Genomic DNA, 20,008 nt, shown 5'->3' with positions numbered 1-20,008 from the left:
TCTTAATTAGGCATTACCCAAGTGCTTTGGATAAACTCATTGTAGTGAAGCAAGATGGATCTTCTTCCGAGTCAGTATCTACTATGGATAATCGTGTGGAAAATCAAAAACAGGAAGTGCAAGAACCCGATCATAAGCTACTGAATGCATTGAGAAGACTCGAGGACGGTTCTATGGATATTGATGAAGTGTTGACGTTAATTTATTAATGAAGGAGATATGTTCAAATGGATCTTGGAAAGATAGGTGAGCTTATCGCCCAGTATAAGGACGACAGATTAGATAAATCAGATATAAAAAAAATACTTTTACAACTACAAAACCAACGCAAGGAACTACAGCTGTCAGAAGCTCAAAAAGGTCTTTGGGCCATACAGGGATCGAATAAACAATCAGCGGCATACAATATTCCTTTGTGTTTTCGGGTCGATCATTTGGATTTATCGTGCTTTACTAAGGCATGCCACTTCATGATGAAGCAGTATCCGATCTTGAATGCAGTGTTTACAATGGAGGAGGGTTCTGTTTCCTATCAGATTGACCCGACAAACAAAACGCTAAGCTTGACGATAGAGGATATTTCTGTGAATTTGGAAGAAGAATTAATCAATCACATTCATCAGAGCGTGCAAGTTCCTTTCGACTTAGAAAAAGGTCCATTATTTCGTGTGACGATATTCGGTACTTCTGATAGTGAAAGAGTGATTCTAATTACAATTCACCATATTATTTTTGATGGAGGTTCTGTCCCTATATTTCTTCAAAAGCTGTACGAGACATATAACGCCTATAGAGAGGGGGATGAACCAACAATTGAGACGGTAGATGCAACATATGATGATTATGTGAAAAGGGAGAAATCTCTAATTGAGGAGAAAGGTGATGCATCTTTAGATTACTGGCAAGAGAAGCTGAAGCAATCTCTACCTCGCTTGAATTTGCCGTTAGATAAGCCTCGTTCAACAATGAACGAGGCTAATACATGGAGTCAGAGATTGGATATGACTCAGGTTGAGCGACTTCATCAGTTTACGTCAAAGCACAAAGCGTATGTATGGAATGTTATTTTTGCTGTTTATAATCTATTATTGCACAGATATTCAGGGCAGAACGACATTGTGGTCGGGATGCCCGTGAACCAAAGAAGTGAGAAACGTTTTGAGAAGTTGATAGGGTTGTGCATTAATATGATGCCAGTGCGAAGCCAAATCAACATCGAAACATCCTTTCAGAGTTATTTAAACACACTCCAAAAGGATGTCATGGATGGGATGGCATGCATTTATCCATTCCCGTTATTGGTAAGAAAGTTGAACCTCGGTTATGACACTAGGATGTCTCCAGTCTTTCAAACAGCATTTACTTTTCAAGATGTACTTGATCCGTTGTCGGAGAGCGAGTGTGGATTCGTTTTGATGGATGAGGTACATCAGCAAGGTGAATATGACATCACTCTAGAGGTAGTAAATAAGCCTGATGGGATGATGTTGAACTGGAAATATAATAAAAGTATGTTTGAACAGTCTACCATCATGCGAATGGGAGAACATTTTATTAATATATTAGATTGTATTTTAAACGATCCGATGAAGAAACTCTTTGATATCAGTTTGTTATCTCAAAATGAGGTTGACCTGTTGGTAAATGATTGGAACAACACGAAGATGGATTACCCACAGGCGGAATGTATTCATCAGATATTTGAGAGAAAGGTTCTCAGTAAGCCGAAAAACATTGCGGTAATTGATGGTTCTAATTCAATCACCTATGAAGAGCTCAATCAAAAAGCTAATGCCCTTGCTTCGAATCTTAAGTTGCATGGGGTTGAACCTGGAAGCCTTGTAGCTGTCTGTGTCGAGCGCTCATTAGACATGATTGTTGCGTTGTTAGGAATTTTAAAGGCAGGGGGAGCATATGTCCCGATAGATCCAAATATACCGGTAGAACGTGCTGGGTATATTCTTAAGGATTCACGTGTAAGTCTAGTTATCGTACATTCCAAAACAAGTAATCACTTATTTAATGTTCTCATGCAAGGGGGAGGGGTATTAGAAAACGTACGTCTTATTGATTTGGATAAAAAAACTGATGAGATGTACTGCACTTTGCCAGAGGCGGAAGTATCTTCGATTCATCAGGGGTTGGATAGCCTTGCATATGTCCTATATACCTCTGGTACAACGGGAACGCCAAAAGGGGTATGTGTTACACATCAAAGTATATTGAATACACTATATTTCCTTGAACAGGAATTTCCAGTAGGTAAGGAAGATAGATATCTCCTTAAAACCAACTATATGTTTGATGTGTCCATTACGGAACTATTTGGGTGGTTTGTTGGGGAAGGTTCAGTTGCTGTTGCACCACAGGGAGCTGAACAATCACCGAAAAAGCTAGTTGATTGTGTCAAACGGTACGATATTACGCATATCAACTTTGTTCCATCTATGTTAAGCCTGTTTTATGAAGCTGCAAAGGAAATCGATGAACATAGGGATTACCAGTCTTTGAAATACATGATGGTTGCTGGTGAAACTTTTCCCAAAGAGCTTGCAGATAAATGTGTTTCCCTTTTTAATCGAGCGCGAGTTGAGAATATTTACGGTCCGACGGAAACTTCGATTTATGCTGCTTATTTCTCTTGTGGAAAAAACGGAAAGAGCAATAATGAAGATACAAGCATCCCAATCGGAAGACCCATCCCAAATACAAAGCTATACATTTTAGATAGGGAAACGAACAGACTTGCACCAATCGGGGTTTCGGGCGAGTTGTGTATCGCTGGAATAGGACTGGCGAAGGGATATCTAAATAACGATGAACTCACTAACAAAGTTTTTGTTGAGAATCCGGTTGTCCCTGGAGAAAAAATATATCGTACGGGAGATTTGGCATGTTGGCGGTCAGACGGTACTATCGAATATTTGGGACGTCTTGATTTTCAGGTGAAGGTGAGAGGATTCAGAATTGAACTTGAGGAGATTGAATATCATCTTGCCTGTCATCATCAAATAAAAGAGTGCGCAGTGATTGTAAAAGGTTCAGGAGATGCTGTACAATTGATTGCTTATTATGTAACAGTAGATGATAGCAAAAAGATTAATAACGTAGACCCACAAAATCTGAAAAAATATTTAGCTAACAAGTTACCAGCTTATATGGTTCCCGATTTCATCGTACAGCTTGAGCATTTACCGTTTACCCCTAACGGCAAGTTAGATAGAAAGCACTTAATGAACCGAAAGATTACACTACATAAAAATACTCAGTCTGCCAGCAGAGGAGACGAAATTCAAAAACGTGTTCTAGATATTTGGAAAGAGCTTTTGAATATTGAGGATTTGGAAGTGACAGATGCCTTCTTTGAAGCTGGAGGCAACTCGCTACTCGCCGTAATAATGGCAGAAAAAGTAAGTAAAGAGTTCAACGTTATCTTTGATTCGACAGACCTGTTTAAATATCCGAATGTTGAAGCAATCAGTAACTATTTGAATGAAGAGAGTGGCGAAGCATTTTCTTTTGGGAAAAATAAGGAGTTTCATCACGCGCAGGAAGAACCGTCAAAACAGCACTATCCTGATTATTATCAGGATAGTGTAGCAATAATAGGAATCTCCTGCCAATTTCCAGGGGCACAAAATTATCAGGAGTTTTGGAATAATCTCATGGAAGGAAAGAACATGACGACCTTTCTTGATAAGGAATCCTTACAGCAGACGAATATTCCTTCGGATGTACTGGAGAACCCAAACTTTGTTCCTGTTAGCTTAGATCTTGAGAATAAGGATTACTTTGATGGAGAGTTTTTTAAACTGTCACCGAATCATGTAACACATATGGACCCTCAATTTCGACAGCTCCTAATTCATTCATGGAGGGCTGTGGAAGATGCAAGTTATTATCATAAGGATATTGCCAATACTGGAGTCTACGTGAGCGTGGCTAATCATCAATATGGTGCGCTAAGCCAAGCTCAGTTTCGAACGGAGGATGTGACTGAAGACCCTGAACAGTACTTGTCATGGGTGTTGTCACAAAATGGATCAATTTCCTCGATGATATCTTATCAGCTTGGATTTACTGGGCCGAGTTTATCGGTTCATTCGAACTGTTCTTCTTCGATGAGTGCACTTGATCTGGCTTTTCATAGTTTAATGAGCGGTCAGATTGACTATGCTATTGTGGCGGCTGGAGCAATCTCCCATATAGATCATAAAGGATATATTTATCAGCCTGGACTTAATTTCTCTAGCGATGGGCGTATTAAAACTTTCGATAAGGATGCAGATGGAATGATTGCTGGTGAAGGAGTTGGAGCAATTCTATTAAAACGTGCTAGTGATGCAATTGAAAGTAATGATCATATCTACGGCTTGCTGAGAGGGATTGCTACCAATAGTGATGGGGGTGATACTCCAGGGTTCTATAGCCCGAGCGTTAACGGCCAGATGCGTGTAATACAAAAGGTAATCGAACAGACGAAAATTCAACCTGAAACAATTTCTTACGTAGAGGCACATGGCACAGGAACCAAGTTAGGTGACCCGGTTGAATTTAAAGCGTTGTCTGAAGTCTATCGTCGCGATACCACGAAAACTTCATTTTGCGGTATTGGATCAGTCAAACCGAACATTGGCCATTTGGATACTGTAGCAGGTCTCGCTGGATGTATAAAGACTGTACTTGCTTTACACAACAAGCAGTTAACACCAACGATCAACTATGCAACCCAAAATCCAAAAATTAATGTAGAACAATCACCTTTTTATATTGTGAAGGATCAGATGGAATGGTCGGCTAATGATCATCCGCGAAGAGCAGCAGTAAGTTCTATTGGGCTTGGTGGTACAAATGCACATGCTATTTTTGAAGAATATGTTGAATCGCCAGCAGATAAAGATGGCGATGTGAATCTTCCCAACGATCTAGTTATTTTGCCTATGTCTGCTCATAAGGAATCGACTTTAATTAAATATGTCCAAGCGATGTTTGAGCATATACAGACCATAACGATTGACATGGATGATTTCAAATCCTATCAGTTTCTACGTAACATCGCTTATACGTTTCAGATTGGGCGTGCACCAATGAAGCATAGAGTTGCATTTATCGTCCATAACATTGGTGAAATGCAGGAGGCAATGCAGCATTTTTTCGATGGTACGAAATCATCTTTCTTTGTAACAGGCGTTCGGGATAGTAAAGGGAATCATGCTTTTCTCGAAGAAAAGGTCACTGATTTCACATTAGAAGATCATACGGTTGAATTGGCCAAGGCATGGACGGCAGGGGCAAACATAGATTGGAAGCAATATGTTCAATCTCATCCTTATCGACGATTGAGTTTACCGACCTATCCATTTGATTTAAAGTCATATCCATGGCCTAAACGTCTAAATAGCACAGAACAAGCTAGTCGAGGAGAAAAAACAGACGAACTTGTAGATGCAAGGTTATCAGAATATAGAATACACCCTCTTGTCCATCGTAACGTGTCGACGTTTGAGAAAATTCGATATCGATCCTTTTTTACAGGGCGAGAGTATTTTCTGAAAGATCATGTAGTAGCTGGTCAAATCATAATGCCGGCAGTTGCAATGTTAGAGATGGCACGCGTGTCCATCTCCAATGTTACAGAAGATGAAGATAATCTGGAACGAAATGTTCAGCTTAGAAACATTTCTTGGGTAAGACCGATGATAATCCCGGAACAAGGGAAGGTAATCGATATCGAATTAGTGCGGACAAATCTGATAGGAGGTAAAGGTGACAAAATAATATTCAAGATTGTTGATAGAGAAAATCATGAGCAGATTCAATATGCTGAGGGGGAGGCAATACTCTCATCTCCTAGAAGAGAATCGGTTGTTGATTTGAAGACTCTATTAAACCATACCACCGATCCTCGAATTGAAAAAGAAACTTGTTATGATTATATGAAGCTTGCAGGTGTAGAATATGGCGATACATTCAAGGTAGTCGATGTAGTTTATCGTGGAGAAGAAGGAGGTTCACAATATGCAATTGGACATTTGAAGTTGTCAGATTCATTATCTGAAGTGTTCAACCAGTATCATTTGCACCCAAGTATATTGGATGGGGCGATTCAGAGCTCTATTGGATTGCTCTCAGATTCAGAACTTGCTAATTTGAAAAATGATCCGTCTGGCAAGAAAACAGGGGCAATCACTATCCCATTTTCGCTCCAATCTGTTGAGATCTACAAAAGCTGTAAAGAAAAGATGTATTCTATCGTTCGGGATGCAGATCCGACCAAGACAAGTGCGTTCGCTAAGCTGCTTGATATCGACTTAATCGACGAGAGTGGTGTTGTGTGTGTGCGGATGAGAGGGATGGGATATAGAAGTTTATCTATCCATAAGGATAAACAGAATATCTCACAGGACTCGAAACTAAACACAATCATTCCTGTTTGGAATCCGATCAAAAATACAACCGTATCTAACAACGGCGTAGAATCTAGGATATCGAATACGGTTGTGTTTGATATGACGGGCAACCGATTTGAAGAAATCAAGCAATGGAATCGTCATTACGGGCGTATCCTAATCAATCCAAATGATACGATTGATGATCTGTATCTTAAAATAAAGGAACAAAATGTACTCCATATCCTATGGCTTGCTCCTAACGAAACAAATCTTCAACACGGAAATGCTAGTTTAAAGGAACAGCAACATTCTGGAATGATTTATCTATTTCGCTTAATTAAGGCTTGTTTGCGTGCAGGTTATGGTGTCAAGAATTTGCGTTGGACCGTGGTCACATTTTCAACTCAAAAAATAAACGATCATGATAAGATAAATCCAGTTTATGCTGGAGTACATGGTTTGATCGGGAGTATGGCTAAGGAATATTCTCATTGGGATATTCGACTTGTGGATGTCCCGAGGGATATGCCTTTACCATTGGACAAAATTATTGCTCTACCCTTTTCCGCTCAGGGAAAAACATATGCGTTACGAAATGATCAATGGTTTACACAAGGGCTGCTGGCTGTTCAAACACAGCCAAGTACTGAAACAGTATATCGGCTTCGGGGAGTGTATGTAGTGATTGGTGGAGCTGGAGGAGTTGGTGAGCTTTGGACCCGATACATGATTGAGCATTACCAGGCAAGTGTGGTCTGGATTGGACGCCGCCCGATAAATAAGCGTATTCAGGAACAACTCCAAGATATGAAAGATTTTGCTGCCAAGCATGGGGTGGATGTACCATTTTATATTTCTGCAGATGCTCGTGACAAGGAACAATTAACACGCGCATATGAGAAGATTCGTGAGAGGTATTCCCATATCCATGGTGTCATACATTCAGCTATTGTTCTAGCTGACCAAAGCCTTGGAAATATGGATGAGGAACGTTTTGTATCGGCAACTTCATCCAAAGTAGATACAAGTATTCATATGGTTGAGGTATTTTCAAAAGAAAAATTGGATTTCATTTTATTCTTTTCTTCCATTGAGACATTTGTTAGGGAAGCAGGACAAGCAAATTATGCCGCTGGATGTACTTTTATCGATTCCTATGCACACGCGTTGGATACTGATGCTAGTTGGTTCAGTTGCAATGATGAAGGGGCAGACTACAAAAAACCACTAGTGAAAACGATGAACTGGGGATACTGGGGAACAGTCGGTGTCGTCTCGGACGCCTTCTATCGGGAACGAATGGCTACCTTAGGTTTTGACTCATTAGAAGCAGAGGAATCGATGGTTCATCTTGAGAGGCTGATGTCTGGACCTTTTCAACAGGTTGCACTTGTGAAAACGTTGAATGATGCGGGGCTTAGACAGTTGAATATCTCTGGAAATGCTCATCAATTGGTCATAAATATTCCGAATGCAATTGAAAATCAGAGCGTATTGCGTAACGTTGTAGGGGAATCAAAACAGATTGACATTCTTACGGATTCATTGCCACCGAAATCGATGCACGATATTACCCTGAACATCTTATGTGTAATACTGAAGAATCTATCAAACAGCTCTTCAACAGGGGATGCATGGATAGATTTGAGCCGTCTGTATCAAATTTTTCCACCTCCATTCCATCGCTGGATAGAGGAGAGCAAAAGACAACTCTTGCTTGGTGGTTACGTCAAGCTTGAGGGCACGGACCGATTAATCCCCAACGAGAAGAACGATATTCCTATAAATGAGCTATGGTCTCAATGGGATAGGGAAAAACATCAGTGGCTGAAAAACATGTATCTCAAGTCACATGTGCAATTGGTGGAGAATTGTCTGAAGGAATTGGAAAATGTCCTGCTCGGGAAGAAAAAGGCCACGGATATTTTGTTTCCAAATTCATCGATGAAAGTTCTCGATGGAATCTATAAAGGAAATCCAGTTGTTGATTACTTTAACTTACAGTTAAGCAGTATTCTTTATAATGTACTCAAGTCGAGGTTAGAAGATGATCCAAGTACAAAAATTCGTATTCTTGAAGTAGGCTCGGGAACAGGTGGAACGACGGCTTTCGTATTAGATGTTTTGAAGCCATTCCAGCATTCCATAGACGAGTATTGTTTTACCGATATATCTAAAGCGTTTCTAATCCAAGCAGAGAATACGTTTTTAGAAGGAAATCCATTTCTAAAAACTAAACTTCTTAATATTGAAGATAAACCAACAGAACAAGGATTTGATGCAGGTTATTATGATATTGTGATTTCCACGAATGCACTACACGCGACTTCTGATATTCACAAAACATTACGTAATGTTAAGTCTGTGATGAAGTGTAATGGAATTGTGTTATTGAACGAAATGTGCAGCAACAATATTCTTGCACATGTGACATTTGGACTGCTCGACGGATGGTGGTTATATCGGGATGAGGAATGGAGAATACCTGGAAGTCCTGGGCTTACTGGCGAGTCATGGATTCATATTTTGTCTGAGCTTGGATTTACCCATGCTACTCTCCCAGATTCCAACGCGAAACGCCTCGGACAACAAGTGATTGTTGCAGCAAGCGATGGTATTCTCATAGACAGCGATTTGAAAAACAGCATCGTGATTCCTTCCAATAAGGATGTGACTTCTGATAGTAATGATGTCATGATAACTTCTGTTGTCCATTCATCTTTGGCGGGTGTTTCCTTGAATTCGAATGAGGATCAGTTCATAGAACGTACTCAAAACTATTTGAAATCGTTAATCAGCGAAGCACTCAATGTTCCAGAATCAGAATTGGATGTGGATCGCGATCTTGAAGAATACGGTCTTGATTCGATTCTTGTGGTTAAAATAAATAACGTGCTTGCAAAATCGTTCGATGGTTTGGATAGCTCACTTTTGTTCGAATATAACTGTATATCTAAGCTTGAGAACTATTTTATATCAGAAAGATTTATCGAACTGCAAGCGCTATTAGACAATCACTGTTCATCGAATGAAAATGGGGCGATTGAATTGGAAGTAAGAGAACGATGTGTCAATTATTTGAAGCAAATCATAAGCAAAGCGTTAAAAGTGGAGTGTTCTGACATTGATGATGACTGCAGTCTGTTTGAGTATGGTCTTGATTCAATTTTGGTCGTGAAAATTAATAATGATCTGGCAAAAGATTTTAGCGATTTTAGCAATTCCCTTGTTTTTGATTATCCAACAATTACGGAAATGGTAGATTATTTGGTTTCCTCAAGAAGGAATGAGCTAATAGATGTATTAGGTTTAGCGTCCAAATCTACAGATACGGATTCTTTGCATTTTGGCGACTCTTCCATAAATCAAAACAATTTGTTATCTGCGGAGTCTCCAATCGTACGTGATGTGAAAGATCCTTCGATGAAGCGTGATATCGCAATCGTAGGATTGGATATACGTATGCCTGATGCGGACAATGTCGATCAATTCTGGGAAAATATCGCGAACGGCATCGACAGTATTAGGCCGTTGCCAGACGACAGATGGTGGTATGACGATACCCTGTTAGAAAATGAACATGGAGGTTTCTTAGAAGACGTTGCCTGTTTTGATGCACCTTTTTTCGGTATTTCCGAAAAGGATGCAGCAATGATGGACCCTCAGGAAAGGGTGTTCATAAAATCTGTATATAGAGCTATCCAGGATTCGGGATATACACCAGAGAATCTTGCTGAAACGAGAAAGATTGGTGTGTTTGTTGGTGTGATGAATGCTACCTACAACGGAAGGGCTGCGTATTCATCGATTGCAAATCGCACTTCTTATTTATTTGATTTTCAGGGTTCAAGTATGGCAATAGATACAGCCTGTTCATCATCCTTGACAGCAATCCATCTTGCTATGGAAAGCCTACGAAATGGGGGAAATGAATGTGCGATTGCTGGAGGAGTGAATCTGCTTTTGAATACAGATCACTTTAAGCTATTATCTGATCTTCAAATGATATCGAAAGGAAAACAATGTAAGCCTTTTTCGGAGTACGCTGATGGAATTTTGGTCTCAGAAGGCGTAGGTGCAGTTGTGTTACGACCTTTAGATAAGGCGATTGAAAATGGTGATCATATTTATGGCATCATCCAAGGTAGTGCGGTTAATGCTGCAGGAAGAACGCATAAGTACAACACCCCAAATATAAATGCAGAAGTTGATGTTATTGTCGAAGCGCTGAAAAATGCAGGTATAGAGTCTAATGAAGTAAGCTATGTTGAAGCACATGGCACGGGTACTGCTTTAGGTGATTCGATAGAAGTATCTGCGCTAAAACGTGCTTTTCAAAACGCCTCGGATGAAATCGGACGATGTGCGATTGGCTCTGTTAAGTCAAACATCGGTCATAGCGAAAGTGCGTCAGGTATGGCTTCATTGGCAAAAGTGCTGATGCAAATGAAGTATCGTAAGCTGGCACCAACGATCCATTGTGAAAAATTAAATAGCGGGATTATATTTTCTTCATCTCCTTTTTATGTACAGCGACAATTAGAGGATTGGATTCCTTCCATACAAAAAGATGGTAAAAAGGCTCTTGTTGCCGGTATTTCGTCCTTTGGGGCTGGAGGATCTAATGCACATTTGATCATCAAGGAATATCAACCTGAACGGGAATCTTTACGTATTGATCATGTTCGTCGTGTTTCACAGCCAGTACTGATACCATTGTCTGCTCGCTCTAGAGATAGACTTGAGGTGCTTATGAAAAATCTAGCGAGTCATTTAACTTCATGTGATGCGAGTCTCGAGGATATTGCTTATACGCTGCAGGTCGGACGTGAACATATGGAAACCCGTATTCTGTTTATTGTTTCAACCGTTGAGGAGTTAATTAAAAAACTACATTCAGCTTTGAACACTGCATTGCATGATTCGGTAACGATTGACCAAGTGGATCAACTGGAAAGAGAGTATGCAAGAGACAAGTCAGCACAAAAATTGATCATGAATGCAATGGATTCGGATAAATATGAAATGATTTCATCCCATTGGCTTCGAGGTTATCCAGTACCATGGGAAATCGGGTATTGGTCTGAACGACCGAACAGAATTAGTCTGCCTACCTACCCTTTTAATAAATTATTTTATTGGGAACCGGAAAGTCCAAAAAAACAAGTGATGGGTCAAGGAGAAATCCCGTTGGAGACCAAACCTCCTTCTTCCAAAAATCAGGTGATTCATGAGGAACAATTGAAACAGATACAGCCACCGGAATATTATTCATACGAAGTACAATCAAACACGTATGCATTTATGCAAAAGTTTCTAGTACATGCAATTGAAGAGGAAATAATCAGCAAAGTGCCAACCGGTGATTATGAGACAAATTTCATTGATTTGGGACTGCCTTCAAAAGCGATGATTCGCATTACACAGCAGATTAGGAAACATATTGATCCATTGTTTGATTCGGCGCTGATGTTTGAGTATCCGACAATCAATGAATTAGCCACATACTTGAGTGAAATATATTCTGACCAACTTGAAGAGCTTGCTGTAACTACTGAAGAGGATCAATCGATTGTACTTGACAGGTCTACAAGAGAGACGATGGAAGAGAACATTATGTGTCCACTATCTTCTTCTCAAAAGGGAATCTGGGCGTTACAAAAAGGATTACAGAAATCTAGTTCGTATAACGTGCCTTTGTGTTTTAAAGTAAATCAACTTTCTCGTGAAGCGCTGGAGGAGGCGTATCGATACACACTTGCTAAAAATCCTGCTTTGACCTCTGCTGTACGTGAAATGAATGGTGAGCTGGTCATGGTTGAAAATTTTTACGGTGAACCGACAATTCCTGAAGATGACCTAACACATTTAAGTCATGCGGATGCATTGGATTACGTCAAAAAACAATCAAAGGAGCCATTTAGTCTAGAAGGAACGATTTGTAGACTTAACGTCTACCATATATCCGATAATGAATCACTCGTATTATTTAATGTTCACCATATCGTGTTTGATGGACAGTCATCCATTGTATTCATGAAGACACTGTTCTCTGCTTATGAAGCAGCGATTTTTGGGAAATCCCTTCCTAAGTCAGATTCGCATGCCCGTTATCGTAATTTTGTAATGAAAGAACAGCAACTTGTAGCAAATGAAGAAGGGAAGAACAGACTTCATTATTGGAAAGAGCAATTACATGATGCACCTGCTCCAGTACAGTTATACACTGACCAACCACGAAAGGATATAGTTTTTGATTCAACGGGTGCTACATTATCGTACCGACTTTCGGATCAAGATAGTTTCGGAGTGGCTCAAGTTGCTCGTCACTTAAATGTTTATACATCTACCGTTTTCATGGCCATGTTCAATATGCTGTTGAAAGTCTATTCTAAGCAAAAAGATATTGTGATCGGTATGCCTTTAAACTGTCGCGAAGAAGAAGATGAACAGAACGTTATAGGAAATTATGTAAATATGATTCCGATTAGATCCCGTTTGGAAAAAAGGGATACGTTAGAATCATTATGTAAGAATTTACAGCGAACGATCATTAGTGCTGTATCAAGGAGTTACCCATTTCCACTTCTGGTACGGGAACTTGGCATTCCTTATGATGTAGGTTATACGCCATTATTTCAAATTGTGTTTATGTACCAGGATTGGATGGATACAGATTCCTTAAATACACATGCTTTTCAATATGTCGATGGAATTCATCAGGAAGGTGAGTATGAACTGGTTCTTGAAGTGATTGAGCCTGCTAATGAGAATAAAAACTATATTTTGAATTGGAAGTACGATGCTGACTTATATGATGAAGAAACCATCAGCAGAATAAATAAGCATTATCTTCAGCTGATAAACCAGTTCCTTCGTGACCCTGCTCAACGAATAGATGATGTTTCTGTCATGTCTGAAGTGGAATTGGAAATCGTATTGAATCAATGGAATGACACGAGCAGTGAATATCCGCGAGAGATGTGTGTCCATGAGCTTTTTCGAGAAAAGGCACAAGAGGTACCCATGGAAACCGCTTTGGTATATGACGATTTTCACCTAACCTATGAAGAATTGGATACAAGAAGCGACAAGCTTGCCTCTTATTTAAAACATTGTGGAGTCGGTCGAAACCAAATGGTTGCAATCTTTATGGATCGATCGGTGGAGCTCGTCATTTCGATGCTTGGAATTCTAAAATCAGGGGCTGCCTATGTCCCGATTGACCCTGGATTTCCGAATGAACGAGTCGCTCATATCTTGTCTGATTCGGACGTCAGAATCGTTCTGACAAGATCATCACTGTCCACAAATATACAGTCGATTATGGACAATTTGGATAACGACTCGAATGAACATAGAGTGCTTTCTATCGATCAATATGACGCTGAAGAATTAAAAAAATCCAAAGAAATAATGAGGGGCGAGGAATCTACAGGAAGCGATCATCTGGCATATGTTATTTATACATCTGGAAGTACTGGGAAGCCCAAAGGGGTTAAAGTTCACCATCAGGCGTTAACGAACTTTTTATGTTCCATGGCGAAATGTCCTGGTCTAGGGGCGAATGATATCATGCTGGCGGTTACAACACATAGTTTTGATATCGCAGCATTGGAATTATTTTTGCCGCTCATTCAGGGGGCGACTTGTTTTATCTGTGATTCCGTAACAGCAAAGAACGGAGAGGCCTTAAAAGGTTTCATAGAAAAGGTTTCTCCAACGATTATGCAGGCTACACCATCTACTTGGTCAATGTTGTTCCACTGTGGATGGCGCAATCGTGAGAAACTCAAAATGCTGTGTGGTGGCGAGGCGATGTCTGCGTCACTTAGAAAACAGATTTGTGATTCCGGCTCGGAGGCATGGAATCTTTATGGACCAACTGAAACGACCGTATGGAGCACTGTCAGTCGAATAACTGCGGATGGTCCGATAACCATTGGTAAACCGATCGATAATACACAAATATATATACTTAATGACCAGGGAAAACCAAATCCTATTTTGGTTCTTGGAGAGCTATGTATTGCAGGAGATGGAGTATCTAAAGGATATTTGAATCGCCATGAATTGAATGAAGAGAAGTTCGTTGACAATCCTTTTGGGTCTAGCAGTAAATTGTACAAAACCGGAGACCTAGCACGCTGGAAACCGAATGGCAGCATTGAATATTTTGGACGCATTGATTCTCAAGTAAAGATTAGGGGCTATCGCATTGAGCTTGGTGAAATCGAGACGCAGCTTATGCATCATCCAGCAATTGCACAATGTGCTGTAATTGATAAAGTTTTAGGAGAAGAAAACCAACTTGTTGCTTATTTTATTTGTAAACCTACTACCTCGGCAGATATAATTATAGAGGAGGAAGATTTGAGAACATATCTTGCTAAAATACTGCCTGGATATATGATACCTGCTTATTTTATTGAGCTTGATAAGCTTCCGCAGACACCTAATTTCAAATTAGATAGAAATCTTCTCAAGCAGAGATCGATTTCACTTGAGCAACCAATGGGTCACCATCAATCTGATGGTGACGCTGTAAACACTGTCCTCGATATTTGGAGTGGTGTGTTGGGGATAAGAAATATTCGTTCAAATCAGGGCTTTTATGAAGTTGGAGGCAGTTCAGTGTCGGCTGCGATCGCTGCCAACAAGATAAGCGAGACATTCCAAGTTCCTTTCACTGTGACGGACATGTTTAAATATCCTAAGGCGAAAGATATTGCCGCATATTTGGGAAGAGAAGAAAACCAAGTGGAAAATGAAAAAATAACGAGAAGAATCCCAGCAGATCAAATGACCTCTAGGGAGATGAACCAACGTCATAAACTGCCTGATTACTATCAGTCCAGTGTTGCAATCGTCGGTATATCGTGTCAGTTCCCTGGAGCAGAGAATTCCCAACAGTTTTGGGACAACCTCGTAAATGGTGTTGAAAGTGTTCAGTTCTATTCACAAGAGGAATTGAAAAAAATGGGCGTTTCCCCTAATATTTTGAAGGATAAACGTTTTGTTCCCGCGCAGTCTACGATTGGAGGGAAATATGATTTTGATACTGATTTCTTTAAAGTGTCGGCGAAGGATGCTGAATTGTTTGATCCACAGTTAAGGCTGTTGTTGAGTAATTCGTGGAAGGCCATCGAGGATGCGGGGTATGTGCCGTCTGATATTTCAGATGCCGGGATCTATATGTCTACCAGCAATTCTCATTACCATTCCGCACTTATGAAAAACATGGATAAACAGGATTCGGAAGCTCTGGTCAACTTCTTGCTTTCGCAAATGGGGACTATTCCAACAATGATTTCGTACAAGTTGGGCTTAAAAGGTCCAAGCATGTTTGTTCATACAAACTGTTCGTCTTCCTTAGCAGGGATGTCTGTTGCATTTAACGCAATACGCTCGAAGCAGTGTACGCAAGCGCTGGTTGGTGCTGCGACGGTTCATGCCAAGCCCGGTGTTGGATATTTACATGAGGAGGGGCTTAGTTTATCTTCAGATGGTCATTGCAAGACGTTCGATGCAAGTGCTGATGGGATGATCGGAGGAGAAGGTGTTGCAGTTCTGCTTCTTAAAGATGCAGTGAAAGCGATTGAAGATAACGATAACATTTATGCGATTATTCGTGGCATCGGCATCAATAATGACGGGAATGACAAGACTGGTTTTTACGCACCAAGTGTTTCAGGACAATCAAATGTCATCAAGCAAGTGTATAATGCAACCGATGTTCACCCGGATACCATTTCATATGTTGAAGCACATGGAACCGGTACAAAGCTTGGGGATCCTGTAGAAATTGCAGCGTTAAGTGATGCCTATCGCGAGTACACCAATCAGAATCAGTATTGTGCCATTGGATCGGTCAAAAGTAACATAGGTCATTTGGATGCTGCTGCTGGTTTAGCTGGATGCATCAAGACAGCATTGGTGCTTCGTAATGGCTATGTGCCGCCATCCATTCATTACAAACAACCAAATCCGAATATAGATTTTGAAACATCCCCATTTTATGTCGCAGATCACGGGTTCAAGCTAGAACAAGGAGATTTCCCTCTAAGAGCTGCTTTGAGCTCTTTTGGTATTGGCGGAACAAATGTACATGCGATTTTGGAGGCGCCTAATATGGATATGGATAACAGACAAAAGAGAATAAGTGACGAAGGTCAGTTCATTATCCCCCTTTCTGCAAAGAAACAGGAGAATCTTAACCAGTACGTTTCTGATTTGTTGAACTATCTTCAGTCCTCGCAGGAAGAAATCAATCTGAATTCGATGGCATACACTTTGCAAGCGGGGAGAGTTCCGATGTTTTGGCGGGTTGTTTTTGTTGTTCGAAATATCCAGGAACTTATCGAGTCCCTTAAGTTATTTATCGATCGAAAACCAGATCATTGTTCTTTTTCAGGGTGTATAGACAATCTTAGTACTCTGATTAGTGATGAAGAAGAACAATTGTTGTTGAATCATTGGTTAGATACAGGAAATGTCATGAGGATTGCAAAGTGGTGGGCAGAAGGTGGGAATGTACAATGGTCCCGTCTGTATGATGGTCAGAAACCAGTTCGGGTAAGTCTTCCTACGTATCCGTTTAGTAAAGAACACTATTGTATTCAAGATGAAAATATTACGAAAGATTTAATCAAACCTGTACCTTCTGTCAAGGATTCGTTTTCGATTAAGGCATTCGAGGAGGCTTGGGAACCATTAGCATTAACGCAATCGATGATAGTAGAGGAAGAAAACAAATCTATTATTTGTTTTCTTCATGATCCTGCATCGCGTAATAAATTTGCTGAAATCATTGCTATGATAGCCCCGTCATTGAATGTCATTTATGTGGTTAAAGGGAATGAATTCCTTCGTATTTCGGATACGGTGTATTCCTTAGATCATAACAATCCAAGTACTTTGGAGCATTTATTTGAGGCTCTAGTGATAAGTCATTTGGACGTCAGTTCAATAGTCTATATGTGGCCTGTTGAAGAGAATCGAGCATTATTAGATGTGTCATTTGTGATGGGGATGATGCAGTCTATTGCCCGCTCAACGCTTCAAATTTCTGATGTTATCATCGCGGGAGCATATGGTGAAGATGTAGAACAAGCCTCTCTTGATTGCTTGATAGGCTTAGAGAGATCAACCAAACAGGTGCTTCCAAATATTACGGTAAGGGTAGTTATGAGTGAAAATTCCACTGATCTCAAACATTGGTCGCAAATGGTAGTCCAAGAACTACTTCATTCCGATCGTACCAGCGTGTTATATCGAGGTGGTATCAGATATGCAAATGTATTACGTCCAATCGATATTAATACGGATTCCGCTTCACCGTTACGCACTAACGGTACCTATGTTGTTTCAGGAGGTACGGGTGGTGTTGGTAGGAAGCTGGTGGAGTATTTGGTTACATCACATGACGCTCAAGTCATTCTGATTGGCAGAAGTGAGTTTGATATCTCCAATTCGGAATGGGTTAAACGTCTAGACGGGAAGTCCGATCATATTACTTATTGGCGTGCAGACATTAGCGATACCAAGGTATTACGTGACCTGTATAAGGATTATAAAAAGAAGCATCTTCCTGTAAATGGAATTTTCCACCTAGCAGGTGTTGCCGAGAGAACCTTACTTACGGATAAGACCTTGGAGGATATAAATAAGATTCTCCATCCTAAAACGATGGGAACGTTAGCTATAGAAAAGGTTTTTGGTGCAGAATCTCTTGATTTTATATGTCATTTTTCATCCATTGCATCCGTTTTAGGTGATTTTGGCAGTTGCGACTATGCTGTTGCAAATCGTTTTCAGTCAAGCTTGGCTCGTGCTAGACAGGTGAAATATATCAAGCCTTATCCTGTGTACGCCATCAATTGGCCGTTTCTTGAAGACGGTGGAATGGGAGCATTGGCTCGCGAAGAGAAAGATAAGCAACTGCTAGATGTGTATTTAGAATCTAGCTTACAGAGACCCTTAGATTTTCATCAGATGATGAATCTATTACTTGCTACTCTCCGAACGGAGTGTGCAAGTCCAGTTATATTATATGTGAAAGATGGAAAGGTAGAGCAAGTGATAGGAGAGTATTTATCAAGTGATACCAATTGGATTCCTACTAAGAAGAGTGTTTCGCTCTTATCTAGTGATCAGATTGCTACATCGGAATTTGCCATTCGCTCTTCGGTGGTTTCTATTGTGAAAGAAATAGCAAGCTCATTGTTAAACGTATCAACGGAGAAACTGGATACCGAAAGAATCTTTGCAGATATCGGTTTAGATTCTATCCGAATTGCACAATTCGCGAGAATACTTTCTGAGAAATTGAGTGTAACCATCTTACCTTCTATCTTCTTTGACTATACAACTTTATCCGAATTGATTGGATTTATTCTTGAGAAACATTATTCGGAGATTGAGTCGATGCTGAAGCATGAATCGGTACCAAAGAATGAAACAAAAATTTCTCGCGTATCTCAACAATCAAAATCACTTCCTCTATGCGAATCTATCAATCAAGAGGGGCATAATCAGTCGAGGGATAAATATCGAATGGCTGAAGAACCGATTGCAATTATCGGAATGAGTGGTTTGTTTCCTGAGGCAGATTCTGTTGAACGCTTTTGGGAAAATCTTGTTCAAGGTCGTGATTCTATCAAAGAAGTTTCCAAAACTCGGTTTGATGTAGAGGCGTATTATTCTGAAAAAATTACGCCAACAACAACGAATTGCAAGTGGATGGGAAGTATTGATCAGGTTGCAGAGTTTGATCCATTATTTTTCGAGATTTCACCAAGGGAAGCGAAAATAATGGATCCCCGTCAGCGCCATTTGTTACAGGAATCATGGAAGGCACTTGAAGATGCTGGATTAGGTGAAGAAGAACTATCTCACAGCAAAGTCGGTGTTTTTGTCGGCGTTGAGCCTGGTGACTATCACCTTGTTTCTGACGGAGGTACAATGACTTCGAATAATGATGCAATACTTGCTTCAAGACTATCTTATTTTCTAGATTTGAAAGGGCCAGTTTTGGCAATGAATACAGCTTGCTCATCAGGCTTGGTTGCTGTACACCAGGCTTGTGCGAGCTTGCGGGCAGAGGAGTGCGATATTGCAATTGTAGCGTCGGCAAATTTTGTACTATCACATGATTCCTTCATTGCGTTAAGCCAGATGGGGATGTTATCCAAGGATGGGAAGTGTCATACCTTCGACCAAAGCGCTAATGGCATGGTTCCTGGTGAGGCTGTTACTGTTCTGGTGTTAAAACGTTTAACCAAAGCTGAACAAGATGGAAATGAGATATATAGTACTATCATAGGTAGTGGTATTAACTATGATGGAAGAACGAATGGGATTATGGCACCTAGCGGACATGCTCAGCAAGAGTTGATTGAATCTGTCTATCAAAAATATAATATCGATCCTGAGGATATAGGGCATATAGTGACACATGGCACAGGGACGAGTCTTGGTGATCCTGTTGAAATTAATGCTTTAATCCGTGCATTTAGTGGAGTGAAAAGCAAAAAAGAGTTTTGTGCCTTAACAGCTACTAAGCCCAATATTGGTCATACGTTTGCTGCATCTGGACTTGTCAGTCTGATTTCATT

At 40.3% G+C, this 20,008-nt stretch carries 1 protein-coding gene (only partly in view); it reads left to right on the top strand.

Features of this window, described 5'->3' with window-relative positions:
* Positions 1-227 precede the first annotated feature (227 nt).
* A protein-coding gene (locus tag ABH960_RS17010; protein ID WP_404446898.1) for an amino acid adenylation domain-containing protein crosses the window boundary here: on the top strand, positions 228-20,008 show its 5' portion. It continues 2,536 nt past the right edge of the window; the window shows 19,781 of its 22,317 coding nt (coding positions 1-19,781); it begins with the start codon at positions 228-230; its stop codon lies beyond the right edge, outside the window.

This window comes from Bacillus sp. RC252, assembly GCF_044909215.1.
GTDB classification, from domain to species: Bacteria; Bacillota; Bacilli; order Bacillales; family Bacillaceae_G; genus Bacillus_A; species Bacillus_A mycoides.
The sequence above is the reverse complement of the archived record's forward strand: the minus strand, read 5'-3'. Positions and strand labels throughout refer to the sequence as shown.